Annotated in this window: 21 protein-coding genes and 2 tRNA genes; 6 read left to right on the forward strand and 17 right to left on the reverse strand. The window is 68.4% G+C overall.

Annotated features, from left to right (window positions below; all coding sequences use genetic code 11):
* Positions 1 to 23 precede the first annotated feature (23 nt).
* Positions 24 to 509, reverse strand: a complete 486-nt coding sequence (locus FHX50_RS03875) for a peptide deformylase (RefSeq protein ID WP_183374631.1) — start codon at positions 507 to 509, stop codon at positions 24 to 26.
* On the reverse strand, positions 506 to 976 hold the full coding sequence (locus FHX50_RS03880; RefSeq protein ID WP_183374632.1) for an OsmC family protein: 471 nt from the start codon (positions 974 to 976) through the stop codon (positions 506 to 508). The genes FHX50_RS03875 and FHX50_RS03880 overlap by 4 nt, the downstream gene beginning before the upstream one ends.
* Before the next feature lie 139 nt (positions 977 to 1,115).
* Here FHX50_RS03880 and FHX50_RS03885 point away from each other — a divergent pair, with 139 nt between their 5' ends.
* Positions 1,116 to 1,331, forward strand: coding sequence for a hypothetical protein (locus tag FHX50_RS03885; protein ID WP_183374634.1), 216 nt, complete (start codon positions 1,116 to 1,118; stop codon positions 1,329 to 1,331).
* A gap of 151 nt (positions 1,332 to 1,482) precedes the next feature.
* Here FHX50_RS03885 and FHX50_RS03890 read toward each other — a convergent pair.
* From FHX50_RS03890 to FHX50_RS03920, 7 genes are all read right to left on the reverse strand, one after another.
* Positions 1,483 to 1,559, reverse strand: a tRNA-Ile gene (locus tag FHX50_RS03890).
* Between the two features lie 203 nt (positions 1,560 to 1,762).
* Positions 1,763 to 1,837, reverse strand: a tRNA-Asn gene (locus FHX50_RS03895).
* Positions 1,838 to 1,950: 113 nt separating this feature from the next.
* Positions 1,951 to 3,396 carry an MFS transporter gene (locus FHX50_RS03900; RefSeq protein WP_259922854.1) on the reverse strand — a complete coding sequence of 482 codons (1,446 nt, stop codon included), beginning with the start codon at positions 3,394 to 3,396 and terminating at the stop codon, positions 1,951 to 1,953.
* Positions 3,397 to 3,432: 36 nt separating this feature from the next.
* Positions 3,433 to 5,445 (reverse strand): DNA primase, encoded by a 2,013-nt coding sequence (gene dnaG, locus FHX50_RS03905; protein WP_183374636.1) that lies wholly within the window; start codon positions 5,443 to 5,445, stop codon positions 3,433 to 3,435.
* A gap of 66 nt (positions 5,446 to 5,511) precedes the next feature.
* On the reverse strand, positions 5,512 to 6,828 hold the full coding sequence (locus tag FHX50_RS03910) for a deoxyguanosinetriphosphate triphosphohydrolase (protein ID WP_183374638.1): 1,317 nt from the start codon (positions 6,826 to 6,828) through the stop codon (positions 5,512 to 5,514).
* A gap of 3 nt (positions 6,829 to 6,831) precedes the next feature.
* A complete protein-coding gene (gene dusB, locus FHX50_RS03915; protein ID WP_183374640.1) occupies positions 6,832 to 8,067 on the reverse strand; it encodes a tRNA dihydrouridine synthase DusB in 1,236 nt (411 codons plus the stop codon).
* Positions 8,068 to 8,169: 102 nt separating this feature from the next.
* Entirely contained in the window at positions 8,170 to 9,561 is a 1,392-nt protein-coding gene (locus tag FHX50_RS03920) for a glycine--tRNA ligase (protein WP_239374550.1), read from the reverse strand.
* Positions 9,562 to 9,700: 139 nt separating this feature from the next.
* Here FHX50_RS03920 and FHX50_RS03925 point away from each other — a divergent pair, with 139 nt between their 5' ends.
* From FHX50_RS03925 to FHX50_RS03945, 5 genes are read left to right on the forward strand one after another with little or no spacing between them, the layout of a single operon-like run.
* Complete coding sequence (locus FHX50_RS03925) at positions 9,701 to 10,729, forward strand: metal ABC transporter substrate-binding protein (RefSeq protein WP_246370650.1); 1,029 nt, start codon at positions 9,701 to 9,703, stop codon at positions 10,727 to 10,729.
* Positions 10,726 to 11,532, forward strand: coding sequence for an ATP-binding cassette domain-containing protein (locus FHX50_RS03930; RefSeq protein ID WP_183374644.1), 807 nt, complete (start codon positions 10,726 to 10,728; stop codon positions 11,530 to 11,532). The genes FHX50_RS03925 and FHX50_RS03930 overlap by 4 nt, the downstream gene beginning before the upstream one ends.
* Positions 11,529 to 12,377, forward strand: coding sequence for a metal ABC transporter permease (locus FHX50_RS03935; protein ID WP_183374646.1), 849 nt, complete (start codon positions 11,529 to 11,531; stop codon positions 12,375 to 12,377). The genes FHX50_RS03930 and FHX50_RS03935 overlap by 4 nt, the downstream gene beginning before the upstream one ends.
* A 10-nt stretch (positions 12,378 to 12,387) precedes the next feature.
* The gene (locus FHX50_RS03940; protein WP_183374648.1) at positions 12,388 to 12,828 is read left to right on the forward strand and encodes a Fur family transcriptional regulator; all 441 of its coding nucleotides are present in this window, start codon (positions 12,388 to 12,390) and stop codon (positions 12,826 to 12,828) included.
* A gap of 3 nt (positions 12,829 to 12,831) precedes the next feature.
* Positions 12,832 to 13,374 (forward strand): VTT domain-containing protein, encoded by a 543-nt coding sequence (locus FHX50_RS03945; RefSeq protein WP_183374650.1) that lies wholly within the window; start codon positions 12,832 to 12,834, stop codon positions 13,372 to 13,374.
* Here FHX50_RS03945 and FHX50_RS03950 read toward each other — a convergent pair.
* The 8 genes from FHX50_RS03950 to FHX50_RS03985 all read right to left on the reverse strand — a co-directional run bounded on the left by FHX50_RS03950 (position 13,354) and on the right by FHX50_RS03985 (position 20,990).
* Positions 13,354 to 14,184 carry an isoprenyl transferase gene (locus FHX50_RS03950; protein WP_183374652.1) on the reverse strand — a complete coding sequence of 277 codons (831 nt, stop codon included), beginning with the start codon at positions 14,182 to 14,184 and terminating at the stop codon, positions 13,354 to 13,356. The genes FHX50_RS03945 and FHX50_RS03950 overlap by 21 nt on opposite strands.
* Complete coding sequence (recO, locus tag FHX50_RS03955; protein ID WP_183374654.1) at positions 14,181 to 14,933, reverse strand: DNA repair protein RecO; 753 nt, start codon at positions 14,931 to 14,933, stop codon at positions 14,181 to 14,183. The genes FHX50_RS03950 and recO overlap by 4 nt, the downstream gene beginning before the upstream one ends.
* The gene (leuA, locus tag FHX50_RS03960) at positions 14,930 to 16,738 is read right to left on the reverse strand and encodes a 2-isopropylmalate synthase (protein WP_183374656.1); all 1,809 of its coding nucleotides are present in this window, start codon (positions 16,736 to 16,738) and stop codon (positions 14,930 to 14,932) included. Before leuA ends, recO begins: the two co-directional genes overlap by 4 nt.
* Positions 16,739 to 16,905: 167 nt before the next feature.
* Positions 16,906 to 17,844: a GTPase Era gene (era, locus tag FHX50_RS03965; RefSeq protein ID WP_183374658.1), complete on the reverse strand. Its 939-nt coding sequence runs from the start codon at positions 17,842 to 17,844 to the stop codon at positions 16,906 to 16,908.
* The gene (locus tag FHX50_RS03970) at positions 17,841 to 19,154 is read right to left on the reverse strand and encodes a hemolysin family protein (RefSeq protein ID WP_239374580.1); all 1,314 of its coding nucleotides are present in this window, start codon (positions 19,152 to 19,154) and stop codon (positions 17,841 to 17,843) included. The genes era and FHX50_RS03970 overlap by 4 nt, the downstream gene beginning before the upstream one ends.
* Complete coding sequence (gene ybeY / locus FHX50_RS03975) at positions 19,151 to 19,642, reverse strand: rRNA maturation RNase YbeY (RefSeq protein ID WP_183374660.1); 492 nt, start codon at positions 19,640 to 19,642, stop codon at positions 19,151 to 19,153. Before ybeY ends, FHX50_RS03970 begins: the two co-directional genes overlap by 4 nt.
* Positions 19,639 to 20,646 carry a PhoH family protein gene (locus FHX50_RS03980; protein WP_246370651.1) on the reverse strand — a complete coding sequence of 336 codons (1,008 nt, stop codon included), beginning with the start codon at positions 20,644 to 20,646 and terminating at the stop codon, positions 19,639 to 19,641. The genes ybeY and FHX50_RS03980 overlap by 4 nt, the downstream gene beginning before the upstream one ends.
* A gap of 2 nt (positions 20,647 to 20,648) precedes the next feature.
* Entirely contained in the window at positions 20,649 to 20,990 is a 342-nt protein-coding gene (locus FHX50_RS03985) for an HIT domain-containing protein (protein ID WP_183374662.1), read from the reverse strand.
* Between the last annotated feature and the right edge of the window lie 39 nt (positions 20,991 to 21,029).

Below are 21,029 nucleotides of genomic sequence, written 5' to 3' on the forward strand. Positions count from 1 at the left end.
GGCCCCAGGTGAGCCAGTTCAGGTTAGAGGGTCTCTCTGATAGCGCGCAGCGCCTTCTTTCGGACGCTGCGCTCGAGGCCGTCGATGTACAGCTCGCCGTTGAGGTGGCCGACTTCGTGCTGGATGAGGCGGGCGATGATGCCGTCGCCTTCGAGGGTGACCTTGCGGCCGTCGAGGTCGATGCCTTCGCAGGCCGCTTCCGCGCCGCGGATGCGGGGGAAGAAGAGGCCGGGCACGCTCAGGCAGCCTTCGTCGCCGTCCTGGGTCTCCTCGGAGACATGGGTGATGACGGGATTGAGGATGTAGCCGATGTCGCCGTCGATGTTCCAGGAGAACGCGCGGGAGGCCACGCCGATCTGGTTGGCGGCGAGGCCGGCGCGGCCGTCTTCGTCGACGGTCTCCAGCAGGTCCTCCACGAGCTGTCGGACTCCGGGGGTGATGGCGGTGATGGGGTCGCACTCGGTGCGCAGGACGGGGTCCCCGACGACGCGGATACTGCGGTAGGTCATGCGTTCTGGTCCTTTTCGGCGGCGTTGATGATGGTGTGGCGGATCGCGGGGTCCGCGGTGACGGTGCGCTCCACGGTGCAGCCGCGTCCGATGACCTTGGAGAGCAGGTCGGTGAGGCGGGCCTGTTCGTCCTCGGTGAGGCCGGAGAGGTCGAGTTCGATCTCCTCGGCGATGTCGAGGTAGCGGTTCTCCTTCTCGTCGGAGGTGGCGCGTGCGGTGATGCGCAGCGCGAAGTCCTCGCCGAGACGGTGGGCGGCCGAGTTGTCCATGGTCATGCCGGCGCAGCCGATGAGGGAGAGCTTGAGCAGCTCCCCGGGGGTGATGCGGCCCTCGCCGCGGCCGATGGGGATGCTGACGCCGCGGACGTTGAAGCCAGTGAGTTCGCGCTCGGCGGTGCGCTCCACCCAGACGTCGGTTCCCTCGGGCGCGTTGTCGCGGGGGAATTCGCGTGGGGACTTCACGGACATGTCTCTCCTGGGTGGTGGGCCGACGGATGCCTGCGCACGCGAATTCTGCGGCACCGGCATGGATCCATCGGTCAGTGTATCCGGGCCCTGACCGGAGGGACGATTCAGGACGGGACCGGCGCGGTCCGCAGGCGAGGGCGTGAGCGAATGGACCTGGCCGGGGAGCCCCGAAGTCGACCCCGAGCCCCGAGCCCGCCGCGCGCCCTTCCAGCTGGGCGTGGTGACTGCTCTCATCGCTGTGGTGGCGCTGCTGTTCGGCGCGAAGACCATCAACCGCGGACTGAACAGGCTCGAAGGCGCGACCAGCACCCAGCTCGAAGCGGAGGCCGTGGTCGTGGGCGACATGGCGGACTGACCCTGACCGCACTGATCTCGGCGGCGTCCGCCGAACGATTGCATGGGGCACCATCTCCCCTGCGGCCGGCTCACTGCAATGCCGGCACCAATGAACCCCAGGCTTGGGCCGCGCACCCGTCGGGCGCCTCGGCCGGTGGCCTGGGGTTTCGTGGTGGGCCCAGCGGGGCTTGAACCCGCGACCAATGGATTATGAGTCCAGTGCTCTGACCAGCTGAGCTATGGGCCCTGATCAACGCTCCATTATTCCGCACGCGCCGCCGCCCAGGAAATCAGCACGCCGACATCACTCGGCGTCACGACCATCCCGCTGTCCGGGCTGGTGGGGGCGGCCGCGTGCCGCACGAGAATCCTCTGGGTGCTCAGCGCAGGGAGCCGACGCAGTCCCGGAACACGAGAAGGGCCCCGGCATCAGCCGGAGCCCTCATCATGTGGCTCCCCCAGTTGGATTCGAACCAACAACCCCTCGATTAACAGTCGAGTGCTCTGCCGTTGAGCTATGGGGGATCAACGAGATATGACTCTACCAGGACTGACTCGCACGAATCCAATTGAGAAGCCGCTCCCGGGCCTTTTATGACTGATGCCACGATTCGCGCCCCGGTGGGCCCCACCGCGGGTCAGGACTGGGCGGCGCGCGCGGCCGCCATGTCCCGCTTCTCGCGTCGGCGGTCCACCAGAGTCAGCACGAACGCACCGAGCATCAGTGCAATGATCACCGCGACCGAGGTGCGGAACGCTTCCACCCAGGGAGCGCCCCTGTCGAGCATGGAGAACAGGATACCGGGGATCAGTGCTGTGCCGACGGCCGCACCCATCCGCTGTCCCAGCGACAGCACACCCCCGGCGACACCGCCGAACCGCGGGTCCACCGCGTTGAGCGTCAGAGTCTGGTTCGGTGAGATCGTCAGGCCCTGACTGAAGCCGAACATGAGCAGCGCGGCCGCGAACCACCAGTGACTGATGCGACCGGACTCCACCAGCGGAACGATCAGCACCATCGTCACCATGGCGAAGAACGCCAGCGCGAAGCCGGCAGCCACGAGTCGGCGCCCGAGTCGGAGCACGTAGCGGCCGCCCAGCTGCGAGGAGAACATCGCCGCGATCGAACTGGGCAGACCGATCAGGGACGCCTCGAACGCGGAGAGGTGCAGGCTTGTGATCATGTACACCGGCACGAGGATCCACACGCTGGTGGCGCCGAGGAAGTACACGGTGATGATGGCGATGCCGTTGCGGAACGACGGCTGCTGCAGCAGCGCCAGGTCCACCATGGGCTGGCGGCCGCGCTGCTTGTACCGCTTCTCCCACAGCGCCCACCCGGCGAACATCACCAGGGCGACGCCGAGCAGGGCGTAGACCCATGGGTTGCCGCGGGTCATGAACGGCACCATGAACGAGATGATGCCGGCGGTCAGCAGGATCGTCCCCATCGGGTCGAGGTCCAGTTTCGAATCCACACGGACCCGGTCCTGCGGAAGCCAGCGCAGCGCGAAGACCATGGTGGCGATGCCGATCGGCACGTTCAGCAGGAAGATCATGCGCCACCCGAGCGCCGACCCGAACAGTTCGATCAGCACACCGCCGACCACGGGGCCGATCGCGGTCGCGACCGCGACAGTCGTTCCGAACATCGCGAACGCCGCTGCACGCTTCTGCCCGTGGAAGTGCTGCTGGATTAGACCGATCGCCTGCGGGTTCAGCAGACCCGACCCGATGCCCTGCAGAATGCGGGCCACGATGAGAGTTCCCTCGTTGGGAGCGAGCGCTGAGACGAGAGAGCCGAGGGTGAAGACCCCGACACCGATGACGAGCAGCCTCCGTCGCCCGGTGGCGTCCCCAGCGCGCCCCGACGGCACCAGGAAGACCCCGAACGCGAGGGCATAGCCGGACAGCATCCACTGCAGACCGGTGCTGGTGGTGTCGAGAGACTCGGAGATCGCAGCGAGTGCCACGTTGATGACGGAGATCGCCACCAGCGCCATGAAGAGCGGTGCGAGCAGGACAGCGAGAATGCGCCGCGGGTGGATGGGTGCCTGGGAGATCCTCGGTTCAGCTGCGCTCACCCGATCCACTGTAGCGGGCGGACCGGGCTGACGGCGTCAGAGGTCGTCGGCGTGCAGGGCCCGCCGCTGCTCCTGGATCGCGGACATCCGCGTCATCACCTTCGTGTACTCCTCCTGATCGGTGCGCGGATCCAGCCGCGCGAGGCGGTGGCGCAGCAGGGAGTACTCGTGGGTGAAGCTCAGCTCGGTCAGCCGCGTCATCAGCGACGCGCCGAGCCGCACCAGCTGCTCCTCGGTGCGGGCCGGCAGCTCCAGGGACGCCAGCTCCACGATCAGGGGCCTGAGCGTGTCCCCGGCGATCTCCATGACCGCGTCGAGGAACCGGGCAGGGCTGAGCTGGCCGGTGACGGCGTCCTCCAGGCTCGCGGTGGCGAGGATGCAGTCCCAGATGGACTGCAGCGCGGTGGTCCGGAAAGCCTCATCGGGCAGCAGTGTGACGGCAACCGGGTCGAGCACCTGCGGTGACTGCAGCATCAGCGCGAGCGACTGCATCTCCACGATGCCGACGGGGTCTCGGCGCGGCATGATGTCCCGCAGCCGCAGCGCCTGCTCCATCGGCGGCTGCTCCTCCCCCGCCGCCCCCTGGTGGGCCGACGCGGCCGCGCCGGGCTGCTGCGCGGTGGGGTCGTGTCGGTGCAGCTGCTGCTCGTTCGCCTGGTGGCGGGCCTGCTTCGCGGCGTCCTGCACGGCCCGGCCGACGGTGCGCTCATCCATCCCGAGCCACCCGGACAGCCTCCGCGCATATTCGGGGCGCAGCGCCTTGTCCCGGATCTGCGCCACCACCGGCGCTGCCATGCGCAGACCCGCGACCTGCCCTTCGGCGGTGTCGAGGTCCACATGCTTGAGGGCGGCGCGGATCGCGAACTCGAACATGGGGACACGGGAGTCGATGAGGTCCCGCAGCGCCTGGTCGCCGCGCTGGATGCGCACGTCGCACGGGTCGAGCCCGCCGGGCTCCACGGCGACGAACGTCTGTGCCACGAACCGCTGGTCCTCGCCGAACGCCTTCAGTGCGGCCTTCTGGCCGGCCTCGTCGCCGTCGAAGGTGAAGATCACTTCACCGCCGAGGCCGGCACCGCCCTGTCCGAACCCGGAGCCGAGGCGGAGTCCGGCCGTGGCGGCGGTGTCGCCCATGATGCGGCGCACCACGGTGACGTGGTCGCCGCCGAATGCGGTGCCGCAGGACGCGACCGCGGTCTCGATCCCCGCCAGATGCGCGGCCATCACATCGGTGTAGCCTTCCATCACCACCACCTGCCGCTGTGTGGAGATCGCCCTGCGGGCGAGGTCCAGGCCGTACAGGACCTGCGACTTCTTGTAGATGGGTGTTTCGGGGGTGTTGAGGTACTTCGGGCCCTTGTCGTCCTCGAAGAGGCGGCGGGCGCCGAAGCCGATGGTGGCGCCGGTGACGTCACGGATGGGCCAGGTGAGGCGTCCGCGGAACCTGTCGTACACGCCGCGCTGCCCCTGGGAGACGAGCCCGGAGACGCTCAGTTCCTTCTCGGTGAAGCCTCGGCCGCGCAGGTGCCGCAGCAGGGTGTCCCAGCCCTGCGGCGCGAACCCGACCCCGAACTTCTCGGCGGCGGCGCGGTCGAATCCGCGCTCTCCGAGGAATCGGCGCGCGGTCTGCGCCTCCGGGGAGGCGAGCTGCTCACGGTAGAACTCCTCCGCCACGCGGTGCGCTTCGAGCAGGCGCTGGCGGGAGGCGAAATCGGTGCGGCGCTCCCCACCGGAACCGGTGTCCTCGTAGCGCAGCGTGACCCCCGCTTTGGTGGCGAGGTATTCGACCGCTTCCACGAACGACAGGTGGGAGATCTTCTGGACGAAGGCGATGACGTCGCCGCCCTCGCCGCAGCCGAAGCAGTGCCAGTGGCCGAGGGCGGGCCGGATGTGGAAGGACGGGGTCTTCTCGTCGTGGAAGGGGCACAGGCCCTTCATCGAACCGACACCGGCGGTGCGCAGGGTGACGTGCTCGGAGACGATCTCGTCCAGGCGGGATCGTTCGCGCACCAGCTGGATGTCCTCGCGCCGAATCAGCCCGCCTGCCATCGATTCCGCCTTCCTTCCGCCGCTGCCGGCCCCACTGTATCCGCTCGTCGACCCCTGGTCCGGGGATTATGCCGTCGGCAGATCGGGCCCGAGGCCCGGCAGCGGTTCGTCGAGAGCGGAGGCGCTGGAGCCGCTGCCGAACAGTTCGGCGTGCAGCCGCACCGCCATCACGTCGGTGAAGGACGCGATCTGGTCGATGATGACCCGTTCGCGCTCGTCCCCGTCGGCCGCGCGGTCCCACAGGCTGCGGAACAGAGGGTTGAGGTGGGTGCGGCCGGTGCTGCGCAGCGCGGCGTGCAGGTCGGTGATGATCTGCTCCTGCTGCTGGTACACGGGCTGCTGTTCACGGCTGCTCATCACGTAGGCGGCGGCGAGGCCCTTGAGCACGGAGATCTCCAGCGCCGTCTCCTCCGGCACCACCACCTGTCCCTGGTAGCGGGCGATCGGGTCGGTGCCGTACTCGGCCTGCGTCGCGGTGACGACGGCCGAGACGAAGCGGCCGATCAGCTGGGAGGACAGGTCCTTCAGTGCGGCGGAGTCGGCGAGGTTCCCGGTGTACTCATGGAGCCACGCGGGGTCCGCTTCGAGGCGGGTGAGGGCGGTGTCGAGCTCGTCGATGCTGCGGGTGGGGGTGTACCAGTCCTGCACCACGTAGAGCGCGGCGCTGCGCTCCATCGGGTCCTGCAGCAGGGCGGGATTCATGCGGAACCCGGTGACGGCGTCCTCGATGTCGTGCACGGAGTAGGCGATGTCATCGGAGATGTCCATGACCTGCGCCTCGAGGCACTGCTGCTGGGCGGGGGCGCCGTCGCGGACGAAGTCGAACACGGGGAGGTCGTCCTCGTACACACCGAACTTCGGGGACGACGGGTTCGGGCCCTCACCGCGGCGCCACGGGTATTTGATGGACGCATCCAGGGCCGCGCGGGTCAGGTTGAGGCCGTAGGAGCGGTCCGCGTCCAGCACTTTGGGTTCGAGGCGGGCCAGCAGGCGCAGGCTCTGCGCGTTCCCTTCGAAGCCGCCGACGGGATCCGCGAGCGTGTTGAGCACGCGCTCCCCGTTGTGGCCGAACGGCGGGTGGCCGAGGTCGTGGGCGAGGCAGGCGAGGTCCACGAGGTTCGGGTCGCAGCCGAGCTCCTCGGCGATGTCACGACCCACCTGCGCCACTTCGAGGGAGTGGGTGAGGCGGGTGCGGACGAAGTCGTTCTCGCCGGCGCCGAGGACCTGAGTCTTCGCTCCGAGGCGGCGCAGTGCACTGGAGTGGAGGACCCGGGCGCGGTCGCGCTGGAACGGGGTGCGGTTCTGCGACTTCGGCGGCTCCTGGAAGAAGCGGTCGAGGTCGGCAGCGGTGTAGCCGGCGGGGATGCGGGGTGAGCGGGCCACGGATCAGCCTCCGGAGATCGACAGTTCGGCCTCGTGGAGCCGGGTGCGGTGCTCGTCGGTCAGCTCACGGGAGATCAGCCATCCGTCGGGCATGTGGGTGCGCTTGGGGCGCCCGGCCCGGCCGCGCGGCCCCTCCACGGTCTCACCGGGGTACGGGGAGTCCCAGTCGAGGCGGGACAGCTTCTGATCGAGGTCCGCGATGGACTCCATGGTGGCGAGGGCATGGCGCAGCTCGCCGCCGACGGGGTAGCCCTTGAAGTACCAGCCGACGTGTTTGCGCAGGTCGCGCACGCCCCGCTCCTCGGATTCGAAGAACTCGGTGAGCAGTACGGCGTGGCGGCGCAGGGTCCGGCAGACGTCGCCGAGGGTCGGGCGCACCCGGTCGGGGCGACCCGCGAAACCGGCGGCGAGGTCGGCGAACAGCCACGGGCGGCCCTGACAGCCGCGGCCCACCACAACACCGTCGCAGCCCGTCTCCTCCACCAACCGCAGAGCGTCCTCGGCCGTCCAGATGTCGCCGTTGCCGAGCACGGGGATGTCCGTGACGGCGTTCTTGAGGGCGGCGATGGCGTCCCACTGTGCGGTGCCGGAGTAGTGCTGGTTCGCGGTGCGGCCGTGCAGAGCGATCGCGGCGGCACCGACCTCCTGCGCGATGCGGCCCGCATCCAGGTAGGTGAGGTGGTCCTCGTCCACACCCATGCGGGTCTTCACGGTGACGGGGACATCACCGGCGGCCTCCACGGCGCCGCTGACGATCTGGGTGAACAGTTCGGTCTTCCACGGCAGCACCGCGCCGCCGCCCTTGCGGGTCACCTTCGGGACGGGGCAGCCGAAGTTGAGATCGACATGGTCGGCGAGGTCCTCCTCCACGAGGAGGCCGACGGCTGCGCGGACCGTGGCGGGATCCACGCCGTACAGCTGGATGGAACGCGGGCGCTCCCGCTCCCCCATCTTCACCATGCGCATGGTTTCGGGTTTGCGCTCCACGAGGGCGCGGCTGGTGACCATTTCGGACACGAAGAAGCCGCCGTCGTTGTCCGAGTGCATGGCGCCGAATTCGCGGCACAGCAAGCGGAACGGCTCATTGGTGACGCCGGCCATGGGGGCGAGCACCACGGGGGTGTCGGACGTCAGCGGGCCGATGGTCAGCGGCATGCGGTCAGCGCCGACGGGCGCGTCACCACTGACGGCGGCGGCGCTCGTGGGCGCGGCGGATTCAGGCGTGGAGGGATGGGGCATGGCCCCATTGTCCCAGAGGTGCACAGCGGTTCCTATGGCGACGCCTGGTCCCGTCGGTCACATGCCAGCGGGACCAGGCGTCAGCTCAGGTCACTGTGCAGATCAGGCACCGACGAGGCGCTGCGCGAGGTAACCGGTGACCTCGCTCAGCGGCACGCGCACCTGCTCCATCGAGTCGCGTTCGCGAACGGTGACGGCCTGGTCCTCGAGGGTGTCGAAGTCGACCGTGATGCAGAACGGTGTGCCGATCTCGTCCTGGCGGCGGTAGCGGCGGCCGATCGCGCCGGAGGTGTCCACGTCCACGTTCCACAGTCCGCGCAGCTCATCGGCCAGCTTCGTGGAGATCGGGACGAGGTCCTCGCTCTTGGACAGCGGAAGCACGGCGGCCTTGATCGGCGCAATGCGCGGGTCCAGGCGCAGGACGGTGCGCTTGTCCACCCCGCCCTTGGTGTTGGGAGCCTCGTCCTCTTCGTACGCTTCCACCAGGAACGCCATCATGGCGCGAGTGAGGCCGAAGGACGGTTCGATCACGTACGGCACGTAGCGGTCACCGCTGGCCTGGTCGTGGTAATGCATCGACTTGCCGGAGGCCTTCTCGTGGGAGCCGAGGTCGAAGTCGGTGCGGTTGGCCACGCCCATCAGTTCGCCCCATTCGCTGCCCTGGAAGCCGAAGCGGTACTCCAGGTCGATGGTGGCGTCGCTGTAGTGGGCGCGCTCCTCATCGGGCACATCGAACTTCCGCAGGTTCTCCTCGCTGATGCCGAGGTCGATGAACCAGTTCCAGCAGGCCTCGACCCAGGAGTCGAAGTGCTCATCGGCCTGCTCAGCGGGGGTGAAGTACTCGATCTCCATCTGTTCGAACTCGCGGGTGCGGAAGATGAAGTTTCCGGGCGTGATCTCGTTGCGGAAGCTCTTGCCGATCTGCCCGATGCCGAACGGCGGCTTGATCCGCGCGGTGGTGGCGACATTGAGGAAGTTGACGAAGATCCCCTGCGCGGTCTCGGGGCGCAGGTAGTGCAGGCCGGTCTCGTTGTCCACGGCGCCGAGGTAGGTCTTCATCAGGCCGGAGAACTGCTGCGGGTCGGTGAACTCACCCTTGGTGCCGCAGGAGGGGCAGGCGATCTCCGCAGTGCCGCCCTCGGGGGCGCGGCCCTTCTTCTCCTCGAACGCTTCGATGAGGTGGTCCTCACGGAATCGGTTGTGGCACTGGCGGCACTCCACGAGCGGGTCGGTGAAGGTGGCGACGTGCCCGGAGGCCTCCCACACGGCGGTGGGCAGGATGATGCTGGAGTCCAGGCCCACCATGTCCGCGCGGGACTGCACGAAGGTGCGCCACCAGTGACGCTTGATGTTCTCCTTCAGTTCCACACCCAGAGGCCCGTAGTCCCATGCCGACCGGGTGCCGCCGTAGATCTCACCGGCGGGGAAGACGAAACCTCGGCGCTTCGCGAGGGCGATGACGCTGTCGAGCTTGGACGGTGCGGGCTTGGCCACGTGTGTCTCCTTCTGCGGGGTCTCCGCGGGCGGGCGATGGAGGTCCCATCCAGGATATCCGAGTCCTTCGGCACACTCGGACAGCCGGCGGGGCGGTTCTCCTTGCCGCCCACCACCCCGCTCACTGATAATGGTTCCCATGAATGAAGTGACTCCGTCGGCCCCCGCACCCACACCCCAGCGCACCCGCATGCCGCACCTCAGCGCCGCCCTGACTCGCCGCTCCTTCGGCGCTCTGCTGGGCGGCGGAGCGCTCGCCGCGGCCCTCGCCGCCTGCGGCGGGAAGTCGGCCGACGGGGACGGCGTGAGCGTGGTGGCCACCTGCTACCCACTGGTGCACATCGCCCAGCGCATCGGCGGTGACGCCGTCACCATCATCAACCCCGTCAAACCGGGCGTAGACCCCCACGGCCTCGAGCTCTCGCCCGCCCAGGCCACCGAGATCACCCAGGCGGATGTGCTGGTGCACATCACCGGCTACCAGGCCGCCGTGGACGACCTCGTGAAGCAGCAGAAGCCCGACAACGTCCTCGCCGTGCACGAGGTGACCGACCTGCTGCACGCCGGCGAGAGCGCTGAGGAGCACGCCGATCACGCCGATCACGGTGATGAGCAAGACCACGCCGGTGAGGGCCACGACGGTCACGACCACGGCATCTACGATCCGCACTTCTGGTTCGACCCCACCAAGATGGCGGAGGTCGCGACCGCCCTCGCGAAGCGCCTCGGTGAGATCGACACCTCCGGTGCCGCCGACTTCGAACAGCGTGCGAAGTCCTTCACCGCAGACATGGAGAAGCTGGATGCTCAGCTGAAGTCCACCTTCGACTCCGTGAAGGGCCCGAAGACCTTCATCACCTCCCACGAAGCATTCGGGTACCTCGCGGCCCGCTACGGCCTCAAACAGGTCGGCATCTCCGGCATCGACCCCGAGAGCGAACCCAGCCCGAAGCGGCTGCGCGACCTGCAGAAGGTGATCAAGGACGAGGGCGTCACCACCGTGTTCTTCGAGACGACCGCGTCCCCGAAGGTCGCCAAGTCCCTCGCCGATTCCACCGGTGCGAAGGCGGAGGAGCTGGACAACCTGGAGCAGCAGCTCGATGAGAAGAAGGACTATTCTCAAGTCATGATCGAGGACGCTGAAAAACTGGTCGCATCGTGGCAGTGAGGGCCGAGCACACCCCCACCGCTGCATCCCCCTCCACCCCGGCAAGCGCTGACGGCCCCGACACCTTCATCCGCTTGGAGGGCGCCACGGTGGTGCGCTCCGGTGCACGCGTGCTCGACTCCGTCTCCACCGCCATCGGCGAAGGCGAGTTCGTGGCCGTGATCGGGCCCAACGGGTCCGGCAAGTCCACTCTCATGCGCGCCATGATCGGCATCCTGCCGCTCGCGGAGGGCCGCGCATGGATCCACGGCGACCCGGTTCGGCACCGCGCCGCCCACGACTGCATCGGCTACGTGCCGCAGACCAGTGCGGGGATCGGCAACATCGCCGCGACCGCGCGCGAAGCGGTCTCCGCGGGTCTGCTGAACTCCCGCTCGCTCTTCCTGCGCCGCGACCGCCGACGGGTCGACGAGGCCCTGGACACGGTCGGCATCTCCCACCTCGCGGACCGGCCCATCACCGACATGTCCGGCGGACAGCGCCAGCGGGTGATGATCGCCCGCGCCCTCATCCGCCGCCCGCAGGTGCTGCTGCTGGACGAGCCGTTCACCGGTGTGGACGCCTCCAGCCAGGAGCAGATCGCCGAACTGATCGGCGACCTCAACGCCGGCGGCACCACCGTCATCGTGGTGCTCCACGAAACGGGACCGCTGCGCTCCCTGCTGACCCGCGCGATCCTCCTGGAGCAGGGCCGCATCGTGCATGACGGCCCCGTCCCCGACCGCCTTCCCCACGACCCCGCCGATGACCACCACGTGGACCCGATCATTGAGGAGTGCATCGGCCAGGAGTTCACCCCATGAGCCCTTTCGAGCTGCTCAGCTCCCCCATCATCCGCGACCCGCTGATCATCGCTCTGCTCGTCGGCCTGACCGCCCCCGTGGTCGGCACGTACCTGGTGCAGAAGCGGCTCTCGCTGCTCGGTGACGGCCTCGGCCACGTCGCGCTGACGGGTGTGGCGGTCGGCTGGCTCGTCGCCTCTCTCACCGCCCTCTCCCCCGACGTGCTGGCCGTGCCCGGCGCTCTGGTCGCCGCCGTCGCAGGCGCTGTGATGATCGAATGGGTGCGCATAGCCGGGCACACCAGCCGCGACACTGCTCTGGCGATCCTGTTCTACGGCGGCATCGCCGGCGGTGTGGTCCTCATCCAGCTCGCCGGCGGCACCTCCCAGTCCCTGATGGCGTACCTCTTCGGGTCGCTGTCCACGGTGACGCGCTCGGACCTGCTGATCGCGGCCGTTCTCGCCGTGGTGGTGCTGCTGATCGGCGTGGGGCTGCGGCCCCTGCTGTTCGCCGTCACCAGCGACGAGGAGCATGCGCAGGCGATCGGCCTGCCGGTGCGGATGGTCAACATCCTGATCGCTGTGATGGCGGCGCTGACGGTGACCCTGGCGATGCGGATCGTGGGTGCGCTGATGGTGTCGGCGCTGATGATCGTGCCGGTGGCGGCGGCACAGTCGATGGTGCGCGGCTTCTCCCGCACCATGAACGTCGCCATCGTCATCGGGGTGCTGTGCTCTGTGGCGGGCCTGCTCATCACCGTGTTCGTGGATCTGCCGCCGGGCGGTGTGATCGTTCTGCTGTCCATCGCCGTGTACATCGTGGGTCTGCTCGCATCCGCTCTTATTCCCCGCCGCGGCGTGGGATGATGGAGCGACTATGACTAAGGTTGTCCGCCAGACTCGTCAGCGCACCGCCATCCTCAACTGTTTGGCGTCCGAGCGCGACTTCATGACCGCGCAGCAGCTGTATGACCTGTTGCGCGATGATGACCAGCCGGTGGGCCTCGCCACGGTCTACCGCAACCTGCAGTCCCTCGTGGACGCGGGCCTGGTCGATGTGCTCATCACCGATGAGGGCGAAGCGATCTACCGCCAGTGCCGCATCGAAGAGCACCACCATCATCTGCTGTGCCGCGTCTGCGGCCACACGATCGAGTTCGTGGCGCCCGAGCTGGAGCGCTGGGCGCACCGCATTGCTCAGGAGAACGGCTTCACCGATCTCCACCACACGATGGAGATCTACGGCCTGTGCCCCAAGCATCAGGAGAGCGCTGAGGCCACGGGCGATGCTGCGGCCTCTGCAGAGCAGTCCGGCTGAGCCGTGCTCGACTGGATCCGGTCACTGCCGCTGATCCCCGCGATCGCGTTTCTTCTCGTGGTGATCTACCTGCGCGCCGGCGCCACCTATGCGCTCGGCCGCTTCGCCACTCAGTTGGCGCACCGCAGCCGCCTGCGCCGCTTCCTGGAGTCCGCGGCAGTCGCGAGCGCTCAGGACAAGCTCGCTCGCTGGGGTGCTCCGCTGGTGGCGCTGAGCTTCCTCACCGTCGGTTTCCAGACCGCGGTCAATGCTGCTGCCGGCGTCGTCCGGATGCCGCTGCGGCGCTACCTGCCGGCGCTCGCCGTCGGAGGCTTCCTGTGGGCGGTCATCTACGCCACGGCGGGGCTGGCGGCGTTCAGCCTGTGGTGGCGCCTGCTGGTGGCGAACCCGCTGGCAGCGGTCCTCGTGGTGCTCGCGATCTTCGGCGCCGCCATGGTGATCCGCGGGGGCCGACGGGCGCGTGCGCGACTCAGATCCCCGGCGACGCCGTTGGCTGGGGCGGCCGACCGTCAGGGCACTGGCAGCTCATCCGTCCGCGCTGACTGACGCGGGGCCCTGCCCCTCGCTCACCTGTTGTGGGCGGTCCTCGGCGCCCCCGAAGCGCCGATCGCGCTTCGCGTACTCCTCGATGGCGCGCCACAGCACCACCCGGTCCACATCCGGCCACATCTCCTCGATGAACAGCAGCTCCGCGTACGCGCTCTGCCACAGCAGGAAGTTCGAGGTGCGCTGCTCCCCCGAGGACCGAAGGAACAGGTCGACTGGCGGCATATCGGGCGCGTACAGGTGGGACTCGATGGTCGAGGAGCGGATCCGTGACGGCTTCAGGCGCCCGTCGGCCGCCTCCTCGGCGATGCGGCGCACCGCGTCCACCAGTTCGGCGTGCCCGCCGTAGTTCACGCACATGTACAGCGTCAGGCGGGTGTTGTGCCGTGTCAGCTCCTCAGCGGCCTGCAGCTCGCTGATGACGGATCGCCACAGCCGCTGCGGCCGGCCGATCCAGACAATCCTCACGCCCCATTCGTTGAGGGTGTCGCGCTGGCGGCGCAGAACCAACCGGGAGAAGCCCATCAGGAACCGCACCTCCTCCGGGGAGCGCGCCCAGTTCTCGGTGGAGAACGCGTACGCGCTCAGGTGCGTGACCCCTATCTGCAGCGCGCCGGCGACCACATCCAGCAGGGCCGCCTCACCGGCTTCGTGACCGGCGGTGCGGGGCAGACCGCGGTGGTTCGCCCACCGGCCGTTGCCGTCCATCACCACCGCGATGTGCTGGGGGACGAAGCGCGCCGGGATCACTGGGGGCTGCGCGCCCGACGGGTGCTGGCCGATGGATCCGGGCAGGGGCTTCGTGGTCACTGGGGTCCTCTCTGGTAGCGCTCCACATAGTGCAGGGCGCGGATGCCGCGCTCCAGATGCCAGGTCAGAGTGCTGGCGATCAGGGCAGCGGCCTGGTTCTGGGTGCGATCGTCGGAGTCCAGGACGTTCTCCCAATCCCCGGCGAGCAGGAAGATCATATGCTCGATGACCCTCGGTCGCACACCGACGGCGCCGGGGCGCCGGCACTCCGAGCAGACCACGCCGCCGGCTGCGACGTCATAGGCGACATGGGGCCCGTCGGCCCCGCAGGTGGCGCAGGTGCGCAGCTGCGGAGTCCAGCCGGCGCTGGCGGTGGCGCGCAGCAGGAACGAGTCCAGCAGCAGCATCGGCGGCCGGGAGCCGTCCGCGATCGCGGCAAGGGCGGACAGCACCAGCAGGTAGAAGTCGTTCGAGGAGTCGATGCCCTCATCGCTGAGCCGCTCGGCGGTCTCCGCTACGGCCGTGGCGGCGGTGAACCGGTCGTAGTCCTCCGCGATGCGGCTGGAGTAGCCGGTGATGGTGACGGCCTGGGCGATGACGTCCAGACTGCGACCGCGGCGCAGCTGCAGATCGACCCGCTGGAACGGTTCGAGGCGGGCGCCGAAGCGGGAGGCCGTGCGCCGCACGCCCCGCGCCGACGCCCGCACCTTGCCGTGCCGTCGGGTCAGCAGCGTGATGATGCGGTCGGCTTCACCCAGGGGCTGGGTGCGCAGCACGACCGCTTCATCACGGATGAGCCGGGAGATCACCGACGGATCTTCGCCGCCCGGTTCAGCGCCGAGACCAGGGCCTGCATGGAGGCGCGGGTGATGGAGCCGTCGATGCCGACGCCCCAGTAGATCGCCTCATCGATCTCGGCTTCGATGTAGGCGGCGGCGAGGGAGTCATCGCCCTCAGCCAGTGCGTGCTCCGCGTAGTCGAGGATGCGCACCTTCACGCCCTTGGAGTCCAGTGCCTTCACGAAGCCGTCCAGGGGTCCGTTGCCCAGACCGGTGATCTCCTCCACGTGGTCGTCGACCACCATCTCCACGGTGATGCGGTCGGTGCCTTCGCCTTCGGACACCTGGTGCATACCGCGGAAGCTGAAGCGGCCCCAGCGGTCAGCGGGCTTCGGCGCCGGCAGGTACTCGTCCCGGAACGCCTCCCACAGCGCCTCGGGCGACACCTCGCCGCCCTCGGAGTCGGTGAGGTGCTGCACGATCCCGGAGAACTCGATCTGGAGGCGGCGCGGCAGGTCCAGGCCATGCTCGGTGCGCAGCAGGTACGCCATCCCGCCCTTGCCGGACTGGGAGTTGACGCGGATGACCGCTTCGTAGGAGCGGCCCACGTCCTTCGGATCCACCGGCAGGTAGGGGACGCGCCAGATGCTGTCCTCGACGCTCCTGCCGGCCTTCGCGGCATCGGACTCCATCCGCTCCAGGCCCTTCTTGATGGCGTCCTGGTGGCTGCCGGAGAAGGCGGTGAAGACGAGGTCGCCGCCGTAGGGGGTGCGCTCGTGCACGTTGATCTGGTTGCAGTGCTCCACGGTGCGGCGGATCTCATCCATGTCCGAGAAGTCGATCTGCGGGTCCACGCCCTGGGTGAAGAGGTTCATGCCGAGGGTCACCAGATCCACGTTGCCGGTCCGCTCACCGTTGCCGAACAGGCATCCTTCGATGCGGTCCGCGCCGGCCATGTAGCCGAGCTCGGCGGCGGCGACCGCGGTGCCGCGGTCGTTGTGGGGGTGCAGGGAGAGCACCAGGGAGTCGCGGCGGTCGAGGTTGCGGTGCATCCACTCGATGGAGTCGGCGTAGACGTTCGGGCTCGCCATCTCCACCGTCGCCGGGAGGTTGATGATCATCTTGTCCTCGGGCGTCGGCTTGATCGTATCGATCACGGCGTTGCAGACCCGCAGGGCGTACTCCAGCTCCGTGCCGGTGAAGGACTCCGGGGAGTACTGGTAGCTGATCTTCGTGTCCGGGATGGTCTCCTCGTACTTGCGGCACAGCAGTGCACCCTGCACGGCGATGTCGAGGATGCCGTCCTCATCGGAGCGGAACACCACGTCGCGCTGCACGATGGAGGTGGAGTTGTACAGGTGGACGATGGCGTGCTTCGCGCCCTCAAGAGCCTGGTAGGTGCGCTCGATGAGGTGCTCACGGGACTGGACGAGCACCTGGATGGTGACGTCGTCAGGGATGCGGTCCTCTTCGATGAGGGTGCGCACGAAGTCGTAGTCGGTCTGGGAGGCCGACGGGAACCCGACCTCGATCTCCTTGTAGCCCATCCGTACGAGCAGGTCGAACATGCGCAGTTTGCGCTCGGAGTTCATCGGGTCGATGAGCGCCTGGTTGCCGTCGCGCAGGTCCACGGCGCACCAGCGGGGCGCGCGGGTGATGATGGTGTTCGGCCAGGTGCGGTCCGGCAGGTCCACGCGGATCTGCTCGTGGAACGGCTGGTAGCGGTGGATCGGCATGGCCGACGGCTGCTGGGGCGCACCGCCCCTCTGCCCTGTCACGGGAACAGTCGGGGCCTGGGCGGCGGCGAAGGCGGTGGCTGCTGCGGAGTCGTTCATGGTGTGGTCCTCAACGTCGATGTGATCAGTCGCCGGGCATGAGGGGCCTCCGCGACGAGGACCCGGCGTCAGGACTCGTCGCGGCGGATAAGCAGGAGGTCCGCACGGCGGTTGAGAAGCAGCATGGCCCCGAGTCTACGCGCCTGTCTCTGACTGTGAACAGCGTGTCAGAATCCGAGACGGCCGAGCTGCTTGGGGTCCCGCTGCCAGTCCTTGGCGACCTTGACCCGAATGTCCAGGTGCACCGGGCGGCCCATCAGCTTGCGGATCTGCCGGCGAGCGGTCGTCCCGACCTTCTTCAGGTGAGCACCGCCCTTGCCGATCACGATGCCCTTCTGCGAGTCCCGCTCCACGAACAGGGACACGCGCACCACCAGCCGGCCCTCCCCCGGCGCCATCTCTTTGAACGGGTCGCCCTCGGGGTCCTCCTCGACGATCTCCTCCACAACGGCGGCGAGCGAATGCGGCAGTTCGTCGCGGACGTCGGCGAGCGCGGCTTCGCGCACGAGTTCGGCGATGCGGTCCTCGATCGACTCCTCGGTGAGGACGCCGTCGGGGTAGAGGGCGGGGCCCTCCGGCAGGTGGGAGGCGATGACGCGGGTGACCACGTCGATCTGGGTTCCCTCCACCGCGGAGATCGGGACGATCTCGTCGGCGTCGATGAACTGGGAGACCGCCACGAGCTGATCGGCGAGCTGGTCGCGGCTCACCAGGTCCGCCTTCGTCACGATGACCACGATGACGGGCCGGGATCGGTTCGCTCGGATCTCGGCGAGGGCCTGCGCGATGTAGCGGTCGCCGGGGCCGATCTTCTGGTCCGCTGGGATGCAGAACCCGACCACGTCGACATCGGTGAGGGTTTCGTTGACGAGGTCGTTGAGCCGGCGCCCCAGCAGCGTGCGGGGCCGGTGGACTCCGGGGGTGTCCACCAGGATGATCTGGGCGTCCTCGGTGGTGAGGATGCCGCGGATGGCGCGCCGGGTGGTCTGCGGCTTGTCCGAGGTGATCGCGACCTTCTCCCCCACCAGGGCGTTGGTGAGGGTGGACTTGCCGACGTTGGGTCGGCCCACGAGGGCGGCGAAGCCGCTGCGGTGCACGTCGGTCATTCGTTCTCTCCTTCGGTGACGGGGAGCTCCCCGGTGAGGGCGGCCTCGCGGGGGGCGCGGGAGACCACGATGGCGCTGACGCGCTTGCGGCGGCCGCTGATCTTCTCGGCCACCATGTGCAGACCGTGCGCGTCGGCCTCGGAGCCGACGATCGGGACCCTGCCGAGGGCCTTGCCGAGGAGCCCGCCGATGGTGTCGACGTCGTCGTCGTCGATCTCCATGTCGAACAGATCGCCCACCTCGGACAGCTTCTCCCGGGCGGGCACGAGGAACGCGCCGCCGGACATCGGCACGGCGGCCGCTTCATGACGGTCATGCTCATCGGAGATGTCGCCGACGATCTCCTCCAGGATGTCCTCGATCGTGACGATGCCGGAGACGCCGCCGTACTCGTCGGTCACGATCGCGACATGCACGCGGCTGGTGCGCATCTGGTTCATGACCTCGTCCGCGCCGACGAACTCGGGCACGAAGCGCACCTGGCGCATGATGTCGGTGACGGGGCGGTCAGCGCCCGGGTTCCACGGCGAGTGGATCGCCCGCATGACGTCCTTGAAGTACAGCATGCCCAGCAGGTCGTCGACGCTCTCACCGATCACGGGGATGCGGGAGAAGCCGGAGCGGACGAACAGGCGCATCGCCTTCTCGGCGCTGGCGTCGGACTGGATCGTGACCATGTCGGTGCGCGGCACCATCAGCTCGCGGATGAGGGTGTCGCCGAGGTCGAACACGCCGCGGATCATGTCCCGCTCGTCGTCCTGCAGCTCTTCGCCTTCGCTGGCGCGGTCCACCATCTGCCGCAGTTCGTCCGCGGTCGCGAACGGCCCGCCGGCGTACTTCCCGCCGGGTGTGGCGGCGTTCGCGATGTGCACCAGCAGGCGGGACAGCGGACCGAGCACCGTCCGGCAGGTCCGGATCAGCGGGGAGAGGCGGATCAGGACGGCGTCGGGGCTGCGCCGGCCGATGGTGCGGGGCGATGCGGAGGACGCGATGAACGAGATCAGGCCCGCCATCACCATGGCGAGCAGCAGCGGTGTCCAGAGGCCGTCGATCGTTTCGAACAGGATCGCGGTGATGATGACGACGTACGCACTCTCCGCGAGCACTCGCCCGAGCGCAAGGGTGGACAGGGTGGTGTGCGCGTCCTGGTGCAGGTGCAGGACACTCTCGCGCTTCTTCTCCGACTTCTCCTCGAGCGCCCGCTCCAGCGAATGCTTGGATGCGGACATCATGGCGGCCTCACAGGCCGCGATCAGGGTGGCGACCACCACGGCCAGAGCCGCGAGGACGCCGATCAGCACGAGGATCACGCGCGGCCGCCCGTGTCGGTGATGTGGGCACTGCCGCCGCGGGAGGCCAGGAAGGTGAGCAGGAGCTTGCGCTGCAGGGTGAACATAACGCGCTCCTCCTCCGGCTCCACATGGTCGTAGCCGAGAAGGTGGAGGATGCCGTGGGTGGTCAGCAGCAGCATCTCCTCCTCGGGTGAGTGCCCGGCGATGCGGGCCTGCTTCGCGGCGACCGTCGGGCAGATGACGATGTCACCGAGCAGGCCCTCGGGTGCGAGCTGGTCCTCGCTGCCCTCGCGCAGCTCGTCCATCGGGAAGCTCATGACGTCGGTCGGTCCGTCGAGGTCCATCCACCGCTTGTGCAGGTCCTCCATCGCGTCCTCATCCACGAACAGGATGGACAGTTCGGTCGCCGGGTGGAGGAACATCTGCTCGAACACGTACCGGGCGAGGTCGGTGAACTCCCGTTCGTTCAGCCGGTGCGTGGTCTCGTTGTTCACTTCGATGGTCATCGGCGGTCCTTCTTCCCGCTGGCTGAGTCCCACTGAGCGTAGGCGTCGACGATGTCGGAGACGAGGCGGTGGCGCACCACGTCCTTGGCGCTGAGGTGGCAGAACTCGATGTCGTCCACCTTCTTCAGCACCTTCTCCACCATCCGCAGGCCCGACGGGTGCCCGCCCGGCAGGTCCACCTGGGTGATGTCACCGGTGATGACCATGGTGGAGTTGAACCCGAGCCGCGTGAGGAACATCTTCATCTGCTCGGGAGAGGTGTTCTGCGCTTCATCGAGGATGATGAACGCGTCGTTGAGGGTACGGCCGCGCATGTACGCCAGCGGCGCCACCTCGATCGTGCCGGCGCCCATCAGCTTCGGAATGGACTCCGGGTCGAGCATGTCGTGCAGGGCATCGTACAGGGGCCGCAGGTACGGGTCGATCTTCTCGTTGAGCGACCCGGGCAGGAATCCGAGCCTCTCCCCCGCCTCCACGGCCGGACGGGTCAGGATGATGCGGTTGACCTGCTTCGACAGCAGCGCCCGCACCGCCTTCGCCACCGCCAAGTAGGTCTTGCCGGTGCCGGCGGGTCCGATGCCGAACACGATCGTGTTCTCTTCGATCGCGTTGACGTAGTCGCGCTGCCCGATGGTCCTGGGGCGGATGGTGCGGCCGCGGGCGGACAGCACGGTCTGGGAGAGGACCTCCGAGACGTTCTGTTCGCGGCGGCGGTCATCGCCGTACATGTGGGCGGCGCGGTGCACCGCTTCGGAGTTCACGACCTCGCCCTTCGCGGCGACGGCGATCAGGGACCGCATGATCGCGTCCGCTCGTCTGATCGCCTGCTCGGGGCCGCGCACCGTGATGCGGTGGCCGCGCATGGAGACGTCGACATCCGGCAGGATCTTCTCGATGACGTTCAGCGCCTGGTCGTTGGCGCCGAGGACGGCCACGGGGTTGAGGTGGTCGGGGATCGCGATGTCCCAGGACCGGATGTCGGGGTCGGTGTCAGCGGATGACAAGCTCAGAGCTCTCCTTCGCTCATGTCGGTGCCGGCGAGGACGTGACCGTGCACGTGGAAGACGGTCTGGCCGGCGGTCTCACCGGTGTTGAAAAGGAACCGGAAATCACCGTTCGCCTCCTGCTGCGCGACCGTGCCGGCAGCGGAGGCGACAGCGGCGAGCAGCGCCGGCTCAGCGGACAGCGCCACCACGTTCGGCACGTGCTTGCGCGGCACCACGAGCACGTGCACGGGCGCGGCGGGGTTCAGGTCCTTGAACGCGATGACGTCCTCGTCCTCGTAGACGCGGTCGGAGGGGATGTCGCCGGCGATGATGCGGCAGAACACGCAGTCGTGATCAGTCATGCATCCATCCTACGGGGCGCTCCTGCACCACCGTCCGAG

This window comes from Helcobacillus massiliensis (assembly GCF_014191425.1).
Classification (GTDB): Bacteria; Actinomycetota; Actinomycetes; order Actinomycetales; family Dermabacteraceae; genus Helcobacillus; species Helcobacillus massiliensis.

Coding starts and splice junctions, on each gene's coding strand:
- FHX50_RS03880 (WP_183374632.1), bottom strand. CDS start 976: ATGTCCGTGAAGTCCCCACGCGAATTCCCCCGCGACAACGCGCCCGAG.
- era (WP_183374658.1), bottom strand. CDS start 17,844: ATGACCGACGTGCACCGCAGCGGCTTCGCCGCCCTCGTGGGCCGACCC.
- leuA (WP_183374656.1), bottom strand. CDS start 16,738: ATGAACGACTCCGCAGCAGCCACCGCCTTCGCCGCCGCCCAGGCCCCG.
- ybeY (WP_183374660.1), bottom strand. CDS start 19,642: ATGACCATCGAAGTGAACAACGAGACCACGCACCGGCTGAACGAACGG.
- dusB (WP_183374640.1), bottom strand. CDS start 8,067: ATGCCCCATCCCTCCACGCCTGAATCCGCCGCGCCCACGAGCGCCGCC.
- FHX50_RS03940 (WP_183374648.1), top strand. CDS start 12,388: ATGACTAAGGTTGTCCGCCAGACTCGTCAGCGCACCGCCATCCTCAAC.
- FHX50_RS03985 (WP_183374662.1), bottom strand. CDS start 20,990: ATGACTGATCACGACTGCGTGTTCTGCCGCATCATCGCCGGCGACATC.
- dnaG (WP_183374636.1), bottom strand. CDS start 5,445: ATGGCAGGCGGGCTGATTCGGCGCGAGGACATCCAGCTGGTGCGCGAA.
- FHX50_RS03875 (WP_183374631.1), bottom strand. CDS start 509: ATGACCTACCGCAGTATCCGCGTCGTCGGGGACCCCGTCCTGCGCACC.
- FHX50_RS03925 (WP_246370650.1), top strand. CDS start 9,701: ATGAATGAAGTGACTCCGTCGGCCCCCGCACCCACACCCCAGCGCACC.
- FHX50_RS03935 (WP_183374646.1), top strand. CDS start 11,529: ATGAGCCCTTTCGAGCTGCTCAGCTCCCCCATCATCCGCGACCCGCTG.